Origin of the sequence: Pseudomonas sp. Teo4, from assembly GCF_034387475.1 — a bacterium.
Lineage (GTDB): Bacteria > Pseudomonadota > Gammaproteobacteria > Pseudomonadales > Pseudomonadaceae > Aquipseudomonas.
On record NZ_JAXCIL010000001.1, the window covers coordinates 2,567,273 to 2,582,691 of the forward strand.

Annotated in this window: 14 protein-coding genes and 1 pseudogene; 3 read left to right on the forward strand and 12 right to left on the reverse strand. The window is 52.1% G+C overall.

Annotated features, from left to right (window positions below):
- Positions 1 to 134: 134 nt before the first annotated feature.
- The 4 genes and pseudogenes from PspTeo4_RS11510 to PspTeo4_RS11520 form a co-directional block, all read right to left on the reverse strand.
- The gene (locus PspTeo4_RS11510) at positions 135 to 884 is read right to left on the reverse strand and encodes a glucose 1-dehydrogenase (RefSeq protein ID WP_322363875.1); all 750 of its coding nucleotides are present in this window, start codon (positions 882 to 884) and stop codon (positions 135 to 137) included.
- Between the two features lie 233 nt (positions 885 to 1,117).
- Complete coding sequence (locus tag PspTeo4_RS29890; RefSeq protein WP_416196951.1) at positions 1,118 to 1,873, reverse strand: methyl-accepting chemotaxis protein; 756 nt, start codon at positions 1,871 to 1,873, stop codon at positions 1,118 to 1,120.
- Between the two features lie 102 nt (positions 1,874 to 1,975).
- A pseudogene (locus PspTeo4_RS29895) lies at positions 1,976 to 3,244 on the reverse strand (HAMP domain-containing protein); the annotation flags it as partial.
- Between the two features lie 54 nt (positions 3,245 to 3,298).
- A complete protein-coding gene (locus tag PspTeo4_RS11520; protein WP_322363877.1) occupies positions 3,299 to 3,763 on the reverse strand; it encodes a 6,7-dimethyl-8-ribityllumazine synthase in 465 nt (154 codons plus the stop codon).
- A 523-nt stretch (positions 3,764 to 4,286) separates the two neighbouring features.
- On the opposite strand from PspTeo4_RS11520, the gene PspTeo4_RS11525 reads away from it, so the two are divergent.
- The 3 genes from PspTeo4_RS11525 (at position 4,287) to PspTeo4_RS11535 (ending at position 6,744) form a co-directional block, all read left to right on the forward strand.
- Positions 4,287 to 4,808, forward strand: coding sequence for a flavin reductase family protein (locus PspTeo4_RS11525; RefSeq protein ID WP_322363879.1), 522 nt, complete (start codon positions 4,287 to 4,289; stop codon positions 4,806 to 4,808).
- Positions 4,809 to 4,896: 88 nt separating this feature from the next.
- A complete protein-coding gene (locus tag PspTeo4_RS11530) occupies positions 4,897 to 5,448 on the forward strand; it encodes a 6,7-dimethyl-8-ribityllumazine synthase (protein ID WP_322363880.1) in 552 nt (183 codons plus the stop codon).
- A gap of 174 nt (positions 5,449 to 5,622) precedes the next feature.
- Positions 5,623 to 6,744: an MFS transporter gene (locus tag PspTeo4_RS11535; RefSeq protein ID WP_322364846.1), complete on the forward strand. Its 1,122-nt coding sequence runs from the start codon at positions 5,623 to 5,625 to the stop codon at positions 6,742 to 6,744.
- 181 nt (positions 6,745 to 6,925) lie between these two features.
- On the opposite strand, the gene PspTeo4_RS11540 is transcribed toward PspTeo4_RS11535, so the two are convergent.
- From PspTeo4_RS11540 to PspTeo4_RS11575, 8 genes are all read right to left on the reverse strand, one after another.
- On the reverse strand, positions 6,926 to 7,543 hold the full coding sequence (locus PspTeo4_RS11540; RefSeq protein ID WP_322363881.1) for a TetR/AcrR family transcriptional regulator: 618 nt from the start codon (positions 7,541 to 7,543) through the stop codon (positions 6,926 to 6,928).
- Positions 7,544 to 7,699: 156 nt separating this feature from the next.
- Entirely contained in the window at positions 7,700 to 9,166 is a 1,467-nt protein-coding gene (locus tag PspTeo4_RS11545; RefSeq protein ID WP_322363882.1) for an APC family permease, read from the reverse strand.
- Positions 9,167 to 9,439: 273 nt separating this feature from the next.
- Complete coding sequence (locus PspTeo4_RS11550) at positions 9,440 to 10,621, reverse strand: cytochrome P450 (RefSeq protein ID WP_322363883.1); 1,182 nt, start codon at positions 10,619 to 10,621, stop codon at positions 9,440 to 9,442.
- Positions 10,622 to 10,636: 15 nt separating this feature from the next.
- Positions 10,637 to 11,077, reverse strand: coding sequence for a flavodoxin domain-containing protein (locus PspTeo4_RS11555; protein ID WP_322363885.1), 441 nt, complete (start codon positions 11,075 to 11,077; stop codon positions 10,637 to 10,639).
- A gap of 17 nt (positions 11,078 to 11,094) precedes the next feature.
- The gene (locus tag PspTeo4_RS11560; RefSeq protein WP_322363886.1) at positions 11,095 to 12,399 is read right to left on the reverse strand and encodes an FAD-dependent oxidoreductase; all 1,305 of its coding nucleotides are present in this window, start codon (positions 12,397 to 12,399) and stop codon (positions 11,095 to 11,097) included.
- A gap of 688 nt (positions 12,400 to 13,087) precedes the next feature.
- Positions 13,088 to 13,642: an NAD(P)H-dependent oxidoreductase gene (locus tag PspTeo4_RS11565; RefSeq protein ID WP_322363887.1), complete on the reverse strand. Its 555-nt coding sequence runs from the start codon at positions 13,640 to 13,642 to the stop codon at positions 13,088 to 13,090.
- Between the two features lie 51 nt (positions 13,643 to 13,693).
- On the reverse strand, positions 13,694 to 14,227 hold the full coding sequence (locus tag PspTeo4_RS11570; RefSeq protein WP_322363888.1) for a cupin domain-containing protein: 534 nt from the start codon (positions 14,225 to 14,227) through the stop codon (positions 13,694 to 13,696).
- A gap of 71 nt (positions 14,228 to 14,298) precedes the next feature.
- A complete protein-coding gene (locus tag PspTeo4_RS11575; protein ID WP_322364847.1) occupies positions 14,299 to 15,414 on the reverse strand; it encodes an alcohol dehydrogenase catalytic domain-containing protein in 1,116 nt (371 codons plus the stop codon).
- Positions 15,415 to 15,419 lie beyond the last annotated feature (5 nt).

Genomic DNA, 15,419 nt, shown 5'->3' on the forward strand with positions numbered 1-15,419 from the left:
GCAACCTTACGTCAATTAGCAGAGCGTGCAGTCCGTCCGATGACCCTCCGCGCAGGGAGGCTCATCGAGGTTTGGAGCGTTAACCTTTAGCCGAGGCGAGCCCTGAAGGGCCCGCGCAACAAGCTGTTCGCAAATTACTGAGCGGTGTAACCACCATCGATGTAGAGCTCGGTACCAGTGACATAGCTGGACTCGTCACAGGCCAGGAACAGTACGCCGTAGCTGACTTCTTCAGAGCGAGCAGCACGCTTCATAGGCGTAGCGGCCACAAACGCTTTGACCGACTCTTCGCCTTCTTCTTCAGCCATAGGAGTGAGTACTTGGCCAGGGCAGACGGCGTTTACACGGATGTTGTCCACGACATACTCCATGGCTGCGGCCTTCGTCATCATGCGTACCGCCCCCTTGGAAGCCTGGTAGGAGAACGCGCCCGGGCCCGCGACGGCAGCATTGATAGAGCTGATGTTCACAATCGAGCCTCCGCCTGCACGGCGCATCGCTGGGACTGTGTGCTTGATGCCAAGGAAGACACCCTGCTGGTTGATAGAAATCAGCTTGTTCCAGGCACTCAAATCCTCTTGATCGGCGGGCTTCATGGTGCCGACGATGCCTGCGTTATTGACCAGAATATCGACTCGGCCCCAGCGACGCTCAGCTTCCGCAACTGCAGTGACCCAATCTGTTTCAGAGGTGACATCCATGTGTACGTAGTGAACATCATGGCCAGCATCACGCAGCTGTTGAGCTACCGCAGTACCAGCGGCATCAAGAACGTCAGTCATAAGGACTTTTGCACCTTCCGCTGCGAACAGACGGGTATGGGCTTCACCCTGACCACGTGCTGCACCAGTGATGATGGTGACTTTACCCAATACTCGATTCATTGCTTAACCTCGTCATTTTTGTTGGCTGGTGCCGTTTCTAAACCTACAGGGCCACATTAGCGTTGTGCAGCTCGCGTTACTGTGCCATTTAGGCACAGCACTGACCTGGTGCGAGACCACCATGCCGAGCACCAAAAAATGCCTCAAAAAGCATCCTTTTGGCCATACCCAACACTCCACAAATGAGTACTTTATTTATAGAAATCAGTTAGTTACGACTCCTATTACAGACATCAAACCCTGAAGTGATCCATGAGCCGCATCTGCTCCGCGGTGAGTGCGTTCAACTGTCCTGTCATTTGAGCCGATTGAGTAGCTTGGTTGGTCAGGGATTCAGTAACCGTCCTGATGTTGGCTACGTTGCGGTTCACCTCCTCCGCCACGGCACCCTGCTCCTCCGCTGCGCTCGCGATCTGCAAATTCATGCTCGTAATGACTGAAACCGCCTGTCCGATACGCTCCAACGCTGTGAGTGCTTCCTGAATGCTACGCGCATTGTCTTGAGCCTTTCCCTGACTGTTGTGCATCAGCGTAACAACGCTGCGCGTGTGACTTTGGATCTGCTCTACAACGTGACGTATCTCTTCGACGGAATCCTGAGTCCTGCGTGCCAGGGCCCTGACCTCATCTGCAACAACCGCAAATCCTCGGCCACTTTCTCCTGCCCTGGCAGCTTCGATAGCAGCATTCAAGGCCAAGAGATTGGTTTGCTCGGCAATTCCCCGTATCACATCGAGAACCGATCCGATCTGCTCGCTGCTGACGGCAAGTTCTTCGACCTGGATGACAGCCCGACTGACCTCCTCACAGAGATTGGCGATCTCTTCAGTGCTCTGCTGAATGATAGTCATGCCATCCTGAGCAGCCTCATCAGCGCCCTGCGCAGCGGTAGCAGCACTGGAAGCGTTACTGGCAACATCTTGGGCTGTTGCACTCATTTCATTTGAGGCAGTAGCGACCTGGTCGATCTCACGAAACTGGATTTGCATTCCCTCACTGGTGTCGCGCGCGATTGTCGATGACCGATCAGCCGTCTCTCGCGTCTCGATGATGCTCTGCTTGATTCGAGCAACGGTGGGCTGCAACTTATCCAGGAAGCGGTTGAACCAACCTGCCAGCTCACCTAGCTCATCGTGCTTTGAATATCCCAACCTACGCGTCAGATCACCATCCCCGGTAGCAATATCCTTGAGCATCTCCGCCACTGCATTGATCGGGCGAATCACGCCTGACGCAGTCAGCCATATCATCACCAAGCCAACGAGCGCAGCGGCAATTCCAACCAGAAGCGTGTCCCTCACGCCTTTTGATTGAGCTTCGTCTAATTGGCGCTGCATCGCCAGGGAGTCTTCCAGCAGGGCGTGGCGGGGCACGCCTAAAATGACATACCAAGGATCTGTCGACTCGGTCAGACGAACTGGGAAGACGGCTCGCACCTCGTCCTCGACCTCCTCTACACTTGGGGTGCTATGCGTAGATCTGCTATGCGCTTTACCTGCCTGCTCTAACCCAATGGCGGAAGGGTTCGCACTGTTCGCTGCCACAACCCCGTCATTGGAAGTAATGACGATATAACTTCGACCTTTGAAAAGCTCAGAAGCGCTTTTTTGAACGCCAGCCTGCAGCGCGGCCAAGGACAGATCCACCCCCACCACCGCAACGACAACACCATTAACCACGACCGGCATAGATAGCGATGTCAGCAACGCGGTCTCGCCATTCACGGTGTCCTTGAACGGAGGCTGGAGACATATGGATCGGGTTGTCTTGGGACACAGATACCAATTATTGTACGGAACACCACTGGCATTTAGGTCACCTCGCCCGAAGTCGGCCTCAGGAATTACCGAGTTGACCGAAGCTCCTCCGTACCTACTCCACTGAGAAGTGAAACGCCCTTTGTCGTTTCCGCTGTGTTTCTGATCGTTTCGGAAATTCGCATCTTGCCCATCCAGGCTATTGGGCTCAAAAACAATCCAGAGCCCCTGTAAACCTAGGGAAGCATTACGCTCATACAGTTTTTTCAAGGTCTGATTGAGAAGCTCACGTTGTGCTGCGGCGTCACCACCATGCTGCTCCCACCCCTCTCGCTGGGCCGTTACCTGGTCTGTGATAGAAGTGAGCAACATCAAGCTCTGTCCAAAGTGCCCGTCCAGAGACACAGCCTGCTCGCTGGCCTCAGACAGGAGCAAGCTCTTTGCATTCGCGATCATAATCTGCTCGCTTGACTGTGCGATCAGTAAGTTATTTCTCCCTGATATGTGGATATTCATGGATACCACAGCACCGACGATACCCAACAGGCAAAGACCCGCGAGGGCAACGATTTTAACGCGAATGGAAACAGTTTTGAGGGACATATCAGACCTAGTGACGGCAATCGAAAGGACGTTTTAATCACAGCCGCGCCGTCTTCAAACGGGCCAAAGCCTTGAAAGAACGTCTTTTAGCGCAAAAACTGAAGACTTCACCTTGAAAACTTCCAAGGCCGTACTGGCGGCCTCCATTCCTTTTAAAAATAACGCTTCAGCATCAAGGGGGCGATGATTGCTGTCAGTGCGAGCCGACGATTCGAAGATCAACGGCACTATCAACACGTCGGTATCTACACTTACTTTCGTCAGGCCTTCGAAAACACTTTTCACAAGGTGTTCCTGGTGCCAAGCCGCCTGTTCATTAACCAGCGCACAAGCAACAATGGCTTTGTAGCGACCTGTTTTGGCAAGCATCATTGCAACATATGGGATCGTAAATACATCCGAGATACCAAAGCAATCGACATGCTCTCTCTGAATCATCTCACAAAAGCCCTCATAGGACTCTTGCGTCAATTCCTTACTAGCTCCGGCCCTTAAAAAGGCATATCCGCCATTTCTCACGAGTCCAGCTCCTATTTATTCTTATGCGGGAATTCAAGTAGCCGGAAGCCCCAAAATGATTCGCTATACGGCAGTCCTGCTCGCTACTCGCATTCCCTAACCAAGGGTCTACGACAGGGCCAAGTCTTGCTCACACGTACAGCGCCGAACTGTCCCAGCTTGGGTCATTTTTTCCGCATGGCGGACACGCTGGGGCTGATGAGGACGTCGTACCTGGTTAACGAGCGTCTCCCCCTCCTCCCCAGTGCTCAAACCCGCTGATCACAGGCTTTTCCATGGGTTGGCTCAACTTGGGACAGTTCGCATGCACGCTAGTGAGAGAACCTGAGATCAGAGACAAGCCGCTCCCAAACGCAGCTATCTCAGATTGACGAATGCTTCGGCCGGGACATCGCTCCCTCCACCGAACCGGTTAACTGCCATAGGGCAGCAAGAAAACTCAAAGAAGAATGTGATTTCAGGCGGATTGATTGCGCTACGGCTGCGGAGCAAATCAAACCAGCCAAGTCTGCGGAGGTGAAAAATGTCTGTTGTAGAAAAGATTACCCAGGTGAGTGACGTGGTCGACAAGAATCTGTTCTTGCAAGCGATGTCGATCCTCCCCGGTGCCGTCTCCTTGGTCACCACGGGTCAAGGTGACAAGCGAATGGGGCTTACCGTTTCGGCACTCTGCAGCCTGTCTGCAGAACCGCCTTCGCTTATCGTATGCGTCAATAAAAACGCCAGCGCACACGACGAGCTACTCGCTCAAGGAACCTTTGGTGTAAATGTGCTCAAGCCACAGCAGACCGAATTCGCCACGTTATTCACCCAGCGAGGCGTTGACCGTTTCGCGAGTTCTGAGTGGGTGACGCGCGCCACCGGGGCTCCGCTTCTGAGCAGCGCTCTGATTGCCTTTGATTGCAAGCTAGAACGCGCTATTGATGGTTTTTCCCACACCATCCTCATCGGCACCATCTCCGACATCGTGATGACTCCAGATGAGCCGGCCGAGTGCTTGGTATGGCATCAACGCCGTTACCGCACCTCCGCTGAGATTGCTTGATAGATCAACATGCACCGGGCGCCCCCAGAGCGTCCGGTGATCAAAATCGTTCGGGATGTACAAGCGATAGGCAAACGTGTCCTGTTCCGTGATGGAAACGCTCGCGCCCAACAAAGGATTCCTCAACTCACCGCAGTCGGGGAATGCGTACAACAAGAGAGATGAGGTAAACAAAATGGTCGCCACTCGTTACGCTTTCATCAAAGCTGGCTGGCACAGCGACATCGTCGATCGTGCCTTGGAAGGTTTCTGTGAAGTCATCCCCGCCGATCAAATTGATGTGTTCGACGTTCCAGGGGCATTCGAAATGCCGCTGATGGCGCAGGAGCTCGCTTTGACTGGCCGTTATGCCGCCATCGCGGCAGCCGCGCTGGTGGTCGATGGCGGTATCTATCGTCATGACTTCGTTGCTCAGGCGGTGGTTGATGGGTTGATGCGCGTAGGTCTGGACACTCGGGTTCCAGTGCTTTCAGTCTCCCTCACGCCGCATCACTTCCAAGAAACCGATCATCACCGTGGCATTTTCAGCGCTCATTTCGTTGAGAAGGGCCGCGAGGCAGCTAATGCCGCACTCAAAATCACTGCTATCAGAAGTCAGGCGCTCGCCAAGCCACAACGCAAGTTGCAGTCGGCTAGCTAACGACCTACCTCGCTCAGAAGATCCATAGCCCTAAAAACTCCGCCTCTCCTGTGTACCTTGCCAATCTACGTAGAGGCCCTCAAAACCTCGGCAGCCAAAAGGAATAAAATGTCGATTCAGGTAGCCGTTCCTGCCACCCCCGATAAGCGCGCAGTTACCAAGATTCTTGGAGCTATGGCTCTGGGCGGCTTTGCCATAGGGACTGGTGAGTTTTCGGTCATGGGTCTCATGCCTAACATCGCAACTGACTTGGCATTGACTGAGCCGGAAGTTGGGTACGCTATCAGCGCCTATGCCGCAGGCGTAGTGGTTGGGGCTCCCGCGCTGGCAATTCTTGGCGCTAAGCTACGACGCAAAAACCTACTCATGCTACTGATGGCGCTTTATACGATCGGTAACGTGGCCAGCGCTCTGGCTCCAACCTTCGCAAGCATGGTGGCGTTCCGATTCATTAGTGGCATACCTCATGGCACCTACTTCGGCATCGCGGCGGTAGTCGCTTCGCAAGCCGTGCCGATTGACGAGCGGGCAAGCGCTGTATCGAAAATGATGCTGGGACTGACGCTAGCTATGCTCTTGGGCAATCCTCTAGCGACAGTCCTCGGGCAGTACTTTGGATGGCGCTCAGCATTCTTAGTAGTTGGACTGATAGCCTTGTGCACGATTGGAATGATTTGGAGGTTTATCGCTCACCCTCACCATGAAGTCGCGAGCAATCCTGCCAAAGAAATCAAAGCATTTTCCCAGTCCCAGGTTTGGTTTGCGCTGGCAATCGCGGCCATTGGATTTTCGGGCATGTTCTGCGTGTTCAGCTACCTAGCACCCACCATGCTCCAGATCACCATGGTTTCCCCTCAATGGATTCCTTTTGGCCTCGCAGCATTCGGGCTCGGTGGAATCATCGGCAATATCGTCGGCGGCAAGCTAGCGGATGCACTGCAATTCCGTGCAGTAGGATATGTGCTGGTTTGGTCTGTCGTGGTGATGCTGCTCTTTACTGTAGCTGCGAGCTCAATCTGGTCTGTGCTCCTCGGCTCTATGCTTGTGGGCACCATGATCGCCTTGACATCCCCACTCCAGATCAGATTGATGGATATTGCTCATGAAGCTCCTAGCCTGGCGGCAGCGTCGAACCATGCCGCATTGAATCTGGCCAATGCTCTGGGCCCTTGGCTCGGGGGGATGGCTATTACAGCCGGTATGGGTTGGACGATTACAGGCTACATCGGTGCAGCCACAGCCTTAGTGGGGCTGGGAATCTATTTGCTAGCTCGACGCTTGGAATTGAAGAGCTGAAAGCACAGTCTTCTACACGCCCTGTCTGCCCGAGCTGCTGTAAATATTACTGCAACAAGAGGCCAAACTCATGGAAAAGCATAGCGAAAACTGCAGTCGGCCAGCTGAACGCTACCGGCCCTGGCCATACAGAGTGTATCCCGTACGGCCCTATGGGAAATCCCGCTACACCAAGCACGCATCAAGTTATAATAATACGCTGAGCCAATTTTAAAGTGTATGCGACAGCTCCATCCAAGTCCGCCTCGCTCCCACTCCAAGACCACCAAGAATTAATAGAGTCAATTAGCTTACGCAAAGCTCTTGCCTCCAGCATTGATCCTTTCGCCCCCAAATCCTGGGCGATAGCAAAGTACATATAATCACAAAAGCTTTCCCAATCCTCGACTTCTCTCCGTAAGTCCTCAGGAAGGGTTTTCGCGATACGATCGGTTGCAACAAGTGCATCCCAGATGTCATTTTCGGGGCACTGCAGTTGCTGCCGAACGTGGAAGCCAATGAGAGACGACCAATAGGCGCCTGGTGTCCGACACTCAGCAAGCGCTCTTTTGAGTGCATGAGCGAAACTATTGTAATGCCAACGCATCGCAGCCGCGACAATTTGCTCACGCCCTTCAGGGAAGTGGAAATACATAGTCGGGGGCTTCACTCCAGCTGCTGCTGCCAGGCTGCGCATCGAAACATTTGCGATTCCCTCGCGAGTCGCTACAAGCAGGAACGATTCCAAAATCACCTGCTTGCCACGAGTCAACCCACTCCAGTCAAATGTGTCTAAATACTGCTCAAGGCGAACCAACATTGCCGTAGTGTTCTCGGATCCGGACATACTCTCGCAACCATCCATATAAAGCTCAAAATATGAATTACATAGCATATCACCCGCACAGCGTTGAACACTAAATTTTCTTGCAAAAAAATGGGTGGGAAATACCCACCCAAACGCCGAGCGATTAGCTCAGCTATGACTTCTACCAAGCTTCTCAAAAACATGTGGCTTGGCCACCCGATAGTAGCAGGCCAAACCCATACCCACTATTTGTACAACAGCAAGACTGTATAGCATCCAGGTTCTCTGCCCTGGTTCCCCACCCACAAGCAATTCAAAATTTTTGGCAACCAAAAAAACCAGGACAATAAAGAACACAGAAGAAACAGCTGGAGCCAATAGCGACTTAGTCCAACTCGCCCCCTCAAACCTCCCTTTGGTGAAAAACCAAGCCAAGGCGGAGAAATTGACAAAGGTCAGCAAAAATATGACGCCCGATGTGCCAACACCCGAGAGCTGACCATAGAGGATTTCCGGCTTAACTCCCAGCAAAATGAAAGGCATAAGTACAGCAAGAACCAAAAACGAGACGGTGATAGATGCTTTGTACGGAGACGCGTACCTCGGATGCACCTGTCTAAGAAACCCTGGCAACGCTCCATCAGTTCCCAAGTTATAGAGATAGCGAGAAAGCACATTATGAATTGAAAGAATACATGCGAATGCAGAAACGAGAATAAGACCTGAAACCAAAATTCGATATCGGCCACCTACAAACTTTTCGAAAGCAGATGAAAACATAGTTGCTGGAGAAGCAGATGCCACTTCCTGAGCACTCGAGCCGTAGGCCATGATCAATGCATAAGCGCAAACAGTGTAAATCAGCCCGATAAATACAATAGCTCCGTAGGTGGCCAATGGAATCGTTTGATCTGGCAGCCTAACTTCGTCGCGGAATAACGCCGTAGCTTCAAACCCCATGAAGAACGATACAACAAAGAGCATCGCAAATGGCAAATTCACATTCGACTTCGACAGTTCGCCAGGAGTGAACGGGACATCAGCCCCCAAAGAAGATACTCCTCCAGCGCCAAAAACACCAAACACAAAAAGCAGACAAACGACTATTTCAGCAACCATTACCCAAGTCAGAACTTTTGCTGACAGTTCGACATTCAAATAACCAAGAACACCTACCGCCAGCCAGCAGCCCAAAGAGTACCAGTACCATGGTAAAGCGTAACCAGAGATCTCCTTATGGAAATCAGCACATGAAACGCCAAAATAGGCCGCTACGCCAGTCAAGATAACGAAGTAGGACGCTGCCGCCATCAAGCCCGCCCCTAAACCAGCCTCCTTCCCTAGCCCGTAACTGATGAAGGAATAAAAATCACCCGGACGTTTGACAGCAGTATTTAGAGTCACGTAGCCAATCCCGAAAATCAGAATCATTGCTGTGACAAGTATAAAGGCCAAAGGACTAGCAACCCCACCAAAAGACAAGGCCACTGGAATGTAACCAGAGACCGTTGTAAGAGGTGCTGAGAATGCCAGCACAGTAAGAGCCAAACTGAATGCACCCATTTGACCTGTAAGCTTTGCATGCCCTGAGGAAGAAGTATGCTCTTCGACCTTGGCCTCCGCAGTACTCGCCATGCTTTAGTCTCCTGTGAGAACTGTCGTTAACATTTTCGGCAGAGGTGGGTTTCTAAGACTTTCTTATTTTCAATGTAGATTGGAGTAAATCTCAGCTACCAGGATCGACGCAGCCTGCTTAACGTATCGACCAACGTAGCTCTTACCCTTGCACGCATATATAAACAGATATTTCATAAGCCCCTCAAATACCCAATTAGACAGCTCAAGTCGACGCCTAACGCTACCATCTGTGCGCAAGGGTAAGAACCAACCTTTTAAAATGAGTTTTAATTATCTATTAAAAATCAACGGAAGCGTCAAGTAATTCCGAATGCGATCATCGTGCAAGGTGACCGGTTCCTCAGCCAACTCTATGCTGGAGTAATTTTCAGCAATCACATTCAGCGAGGCTTCAATTTCTGCCCTACTGATTACCTGACCAGCACAAGCGTGAACTCCAATACCGAAAGAGACATGCTGGCTCGCCTCTTGAGGGCGCGTGTGATCGAATTGGTTTGGTCGTTTGAACACTGCCTCGTCGCGATTAACTGCCGCAGTCATAAATCGAATACAAGAACCTGCAGGTATTTTCACACCTCGAATTTCTACTTCTTCAGTAGGGTAACGCGTGAATGACTGCTCCGGTGGATTCAATCGAATGAACTCGTTGATCATAGCCTGCCGAGACTCTGGCTCATTCCGATAAAGATCGAAAAGATGAGGTTCTCTGGCGAAATGCTCCAAAATCGACGCCAGAACATAAGCCGGATTTGGCGCACCTGAAAAATAGAAAAGCACCAGAGTCTGAATCACTTCCTCAGGACTCATGTCCCCGGACGCCTCCAGAGCCAACATCGCGTCCAGCAAACCATCACCTGGATTTTTTTTCTTCTCCTCAATCATGGCTTGACACTTGGAGAACAGCCAATCGAACCCTTCGCGTGCCCGATCCTTATCCGCCTGAGTTGCGGCTGGAGTCTGCATACCCACAATTTTAAGGGCATTGAGAGTAGCAATCTCGATGTCGTCTTCAGCAATACCTAGAACTCGGCACATCGTGATATGGGTCGGGACAACACAGATATGGTGATGTGCTTCAATGTATCCGTCAGCCTCAATTAGCTTCAGCGCTTCTCGAGTTACGTCCGTAGTATGTTTTACCCACTCTTTGACAAGCTTGGGTGTAAACCACTTATTTGTATGCCTACGAAGCGAGGTATGCTTGGGCGGATCGTAAAATAGTATGGTATCCAGAAACACGTGCCAATGGTGAGGCTTAACCCATTCGGGCTCTACCATACTCATAGCTGGGTGCCTCACAAACTCGATGTAATCATCGTATCGCGAGACGATATAAGTGCGCTCATTTTCTTTGTAGATTGGGTACTCTCGCTGCAAACGAGCGTACCAAGGATAAGGATTACGGCGAAAATCAGGATTTGCCCAAGGTAAAACTTCATGAGTAATGTTCACTTTTCTTTCCTACTCTTACTTATAGACCTTGTCAATCCAGGCTTGCGCCACGGACGTAACTGATTTTCCACTTGCCGCATCGTGCCGTCCCGTCTCACCCACCTGGCTTGCCCCCAGATCGATTAGCTTTGCAACCACAACATCAATCGCATTGTTAAACTTAGCGTAAGTGCTATCACCCAACCCAAAGGCGTAGAAGTCCACATTGCTCAAATCAGGTTGTGCCGCTACCAAGTCAGCAAAAAATGGCGCGGTGGTTTCGGGCAGCTCTCCCTCACCGTAGGTGGAGGTGACAACTAACAGTTCAGTTACGGCAGAGAGCTCATCTGCGGAAACATCTTCCATAGACTTCACCTCAGCCACCACACCACGCAAACTAAGCGATGATGCAATATCATCTGCCGCCATCTCGGCATTTCCACTTTCAGTACCAAAAACCACCAGAACATCAGACATTTTCTTACCTTTTAGGATCAAGAAACTTGGATAACAACTTCTTTAACCTTTGATGCACTATCAAAGGCATCGTCACCGCCCGCCACCCTGAGCATTCCACTAACATCAGTAATTTTTTTCCTGCATCGGCCTTGGCTCGCAGATCTCACTTCGTATTGATCAATCCGACGCCATCCTTGATGTTTAACAACACCGAGGGGTAACTCATGAGCAATTGAAGTAAGGCCAAGTTTCCTCGCCCCCAATAGCCCGGATTCGTAGTCCACTACAATCTGATCCGCAACTGCTTTAGCATCTTTTCTATTTTCAGCAACAGTGCCTTTAGGGCCTCGCTTGAGCCAGCCTACACGATAAATGTTCATGCCCGTCAAATCCTCAGGCGGAATCGTAGACTGATTTTTCTTCCCATTATTGAAACCGATGGCAGTCACCACAGTTTCAAATTCCATTTTACGCCCTACTCCTGTAAGCCGATCCACGATCGTCAATTTCGCCAAACCATTTTCTTCATCAACTTCCTTTGGAACCGAATTAAACATCAAGTTGACTAGCAAGCTAGATTTGCAGTCTGTACTTGCTGGCTCGGGGACAGACTGGAGTAGCTTTGCTACATAGCCTTGTTCGTGTGCCCCAACACCATGAACTCGAATACTCAGCCCTGGAAGACTTAGCAACTCAGCCATCATTGAAACATCACACTTTGCATCAGATGCACTTGATCTACTAATGAGGGTCAGAGACTCAACTCCCTGCGTATTCAGGGCTAGTCGAATCTCATCCGCGATATCTGAGCCAAGGAGATCGAAGTCCGTTTTTGCAACCATCCGAAGCACATCAACCGCAACATTCCCGCTGCCGATAACCGCGACATTTTTCCCGAGTTCCCTAACGGTGCCGTCCATAGCTTTAGGGAGATTAACTCTTGGATGCCCGTTCAACGCCTTAAGTACGCACCCAGCACCTACAACCGGCGCGAGAGGGTTAACAGGGATATCTAGAGAAGCATCATGATTCAGCCCAGTGGCCAGGACGACGATGTCGAAAGATTCGGTTAGTTTCGTATAGGCGATGTCTCGTCCAATGGTCACGTTCCCGCAGAACTCAACCCCACCTTTTTCGAACATACGCTCAAATTGCTGGATGACGGCCTTGCTGCCTTGATGATCTGCAGCAACCCCATAGCGTACCAAACCATAAGGTACGGGCAGGGCCTCAAAGATCGTGATCTGAGCCCCGTCCCATTTCTTCTGAAGGAACTGTGCAACGTAGCAGCCAGATGGGCCGCTTCCGACGATCGCTATGGTTGGAAACCTGGCTGACATGGTTGCTCCCCCTAAATTTCTGGCACCTCGGATGCCCGATTTATCAATCTACCTGGAAACCCGAAACCGCTCGAACATTCGTTCGGTTTTTAGAGATAAAGCAATACCTATGCCAACAAGGTCTATGCCGCCTTGTCTGCAAGCGTAGATGGTAGGCTGGGGTGATTTAGCCCCATATTCGGGCAAAATCACGTTTGGCAGTTCGGTTTTGGTGCAGGATTTTTCAGCGGTTCGCTGGGTGCTAGCGGGAGGTATGCAGGGTATGGAAGACCGGCACATATTGCTTTCTTTAGCGTGGTGGTTTTCCCAAGTCCTTGGCTTGAATAGCAGACAAGACTGACTGAACGAAGTGACCAGTCGATACATTCAGGACAGCGGCTATGACCCGCACACACTTGGCCACTTAACCTACAAGCGTTGGAGGCTTTGGGCGAGCGGGCATAGCAATTCCACGGAGATGGCTTAGCCCTCATGCTCCTGCGCGCCCAAACGCAGAGCCTGACTACAAACCTGGATTTTCTGGCTTTCGGCTACGAACGGCGACTGTATCCATTCAGTTTTAGTGGGCCGTGGAAGAGTTTTTTTATGCGCGCTTAGCTGCGCATACGCAGTCAATACAACCAAATAGAGACATCAAGTACGTCATGTCTTGGAGAAGACGCTACTGACTGTCCTTCATTTCAGCAGCTCACGTGGGTGAATGTACCATTTGTCTTAGCACCAGAATCCCACCCTTGACATATTCCCGAGCGGACTCATCGACCAAACGCCCATCGGATAGCTTGCTGTGGACAGTGCCGATCACTATTTGCGGATAGCGGGCCAAGTCAGCAGTAATGGCCCACAGAGTCTCATTCAACTGCTGCTGCGCTCGCACACCACCTGTAAACGCTGGCGAGGCAGTGAATGTCAGAACCGGCTTGGCTGCCAACACTGACTTGCCATGTGGTCTCGACAACCAATCCAGCGCATTCTTCAATACGCCTGAGATGCCATGGTTGTATTCAGGCGATCCGATGATTACGCCGTCCGCTGCGTTTACAACTTGCCTAAGCTCAAGCACAGCAGCTGGCGTCGCATCCCCATCCTGATCCTCGTTGTACGGCGGTATTTCATGCAACCTGAACAGCGCCAGGTGCGTATCTGACGGCAGAAGCTCTTGCGCCATGGTACGCAGTATCTGCTCATGCGCGGATTGCTTTCGGAGGCTCCCGCACAGCCCAACGAACTGGTAAAGCTTCATACTCACTCCTTGTTTCAACGCCTGTTGATCAAGCGTGTCTGGGCAAGACGACTAGCGTGCAGTAGCCGCTGCCCCCACCATGAAAAAGAGTGCCTTAGCTGGCTTCTCGGAGTGATTCCGCCAGGCGTGACGGGTACCTTGCTGGATAATCACATCACCCGCGCGCAGGAGGCGCTGCTCACCGTTGTCGAGCTCCAGCCACAACTCACCTTCAAGCAAGATGCCATAATCCAAAGTCGGCGAGCGGTGCATCGCAGGATCCTCTGCCTCGAAAACATCGATGAGCCCCGGCATGGACTCACGCATTTCGGCTAGTGCACGCTCGGGATTCCTCGGTGCCGCCATGACCGTGTCTGGAGGTAAGCTGACCATCAAAAGCGACGTGCCGCCAGGCCCTGGAATAAGCGAGCCGCCCGCAGTGGTCAGATCTGCGTCACGTTCACTTCCCGGTTGCGTCGCCCACAACTGGGCAATGCCGTAGCCCGGTAAGTCTTGGAAGTTTTTTGCACGGGGTGCATCAGCATCGGAGAGGAAAACTGAGCGACCGTGCTCATCGTGTCCCGTTACGACTCTTCGTACTTGCATTCAAAGCTCTCCAACATCCAGCGCAGGGAAGACTGGATGGTGCTAGGCCGCACACCACCCAGCGGGATGATTCAAGGACAGATGACGTAGTTGCCAAAGCCACCGTTGCGGTTTTCGATTCCGCTGATGGCATCATTTACTTGGTCAAGTGCGAAAACGCTGTGCTCGAAGAAGGACAAGTCAAGTGCGCCGGACTCCACCATATCCGCCATGGCCTGGCCTTGTCCTGTGGTGAACCAGGCAGACCCGCTAACCTGAATGTCGTTATCCATGAGCCAGTGCAAATCCAACGGGACAGGCCCCGCCACCGCACCAATGTTGACCAGGTGGCCGCCACGGTGAAGACCGTTAAGTGCGTCGATGAGGCTTTCTGCAGGAGCACCAGGGCCAAGGGCATCGATCACGACATCCAACCCTTCCCCCTGAGTCACCTCGTTTACCCACTGCGCAGTGCTGCCTTTACCTAATGTGTGAATCTGGATTCGCCCAGGTGCAGCGAGGTCTTTTACGCGCTGGAACAGCGATTCGTTCCTCGCGGTACCAAGAATACGCCGTACACCCATCGCCAACGCCAGCGCCACGGCACCGAGGCCAAGCGTGCCACTGATTCCGTTGATCAGAATGGTACTGCTCGGCCCCACATTGGCTTTGAGCAAGGCCCGATAGGCTGTCCCCAGATATCCAAGTCGCGCCGCAGTTTCGAACGCCATATTGTCGGGAATTTTGACCAGGCTGTATTGCGGTGCGGGCATGAACTCACACAACCCGCCATAGGGGTAGTCCTCGAACATCCTCGGACTACGCGCAGTGAAACCAAAGTAACCGTTGAAGGTGTACGCGGTGCACCCGGTGGAGTTGCCCGCGCGGCAGGCACGGCACGATCCACAATAGCGAGCTGGGTTCACATAGACACGATCACCAGGTTTGAAGTCATAGACCTGTTCACCCACCGTCTCAACGATGCCTGTCGGATCCAGACCAAAAATGGCCGGCAACTGTGGCAGGGGCAGATGAGGAAACCACGTTTTCCAGTTGGTCAGGATGTTATGCAAGTTCGGTACGATGCCGCAGGCTTTGACTCGAACCAGCACCTCTGTCGGACGGATTGAGGGAACCGGAACCTGCTCGATCTGCATAGGTTTGCCACCCTCATACATCCGTGCGGCACGCATCATCTTTGTCGTCATCATGT

Bases quoted from the DNA above. Each gene is read 5' to 3' on its own strand.
- PspTeo4_RS29890 (WP_416196951.1), bottom strand. From the start codon at position 1,873: ATGCAAATCCAGTTTCGTGAGATCGACCAGGTCGCTACTGCCTCAAAT.
- PspTeo4_RS11545 (WP_322363882.1), bottom strand. From the start codon at position 9,166: ATGGCGAGTACTGCGGAGGCCAAGGTCGAAGAGCATACTTCTTCCTCA.
- PspTeo4_RS11575 (WP_322364847.1), bottom strand. From the start codon at position 15,414: ATGACGACAAAGATGATGCGTGCCGCACGGATGTATGAGGGTGGCAAA.
- PspTeo4_RS11565 (WP_322363887.1), bottom strand. From the start codon at position 13,642: ATGAAGCTTTACCAGTTCGTTGGGCTGTGCGGGAGCCTCCGAAAGCAA.
- PspTeo4_RS11555 (WP_322363885.1), bottom strand. From the start codon at position 11,077: ATGTCTGATGTTCTGGTGGTTTTTGGTACTGAAAGTGGAAATGCCGAG.
- PspTeo4_RS11540 (WP_322363881.1), bottom strand. From the start codon at position 7,543: ATGTTGGTTCGCCTTGAGCAGTATTTAGACACATTTGACTGGAGTGGG.
- PspTeo4_RS11535 (WP_322364846.1), top strand. From the start codon at position 5,623: ATGGCTCTGGGCGGCTTTGCCATAGGGACTGGTGAGTTTTCGGTCATG.
- PspTeo4_RS11560 (WP_322363886.1), bottom strand. From the start codon at position 12,399: ATGTCAGCCAGGTTTCCAACCATAGCGATCGTCGGAAGCGGCCCATCT.
- PspTeo4_RS11525 (WP_322363879.1), top strand. From the start codon at position 4,287: ATGTCTGTTGTAGAAAAGATTACCCAGGTGAGTGACGTGGTCGACAAG.
- PspTeo4_RS11510 (WP_322363875.1), bottom strand. From the start codon at position 884: ATGAATCGAGTATTGGGTAAAGTCACCATCATCACTGGTGCAGCACGT.
- PspTeo4_RS11570 (WP_322363888.1), bottom strand. From the start codon at position 14,227: ATGCAAGTACGAAGAGTCGTAACGGGACACGATGAGCACGGTCGCTCA.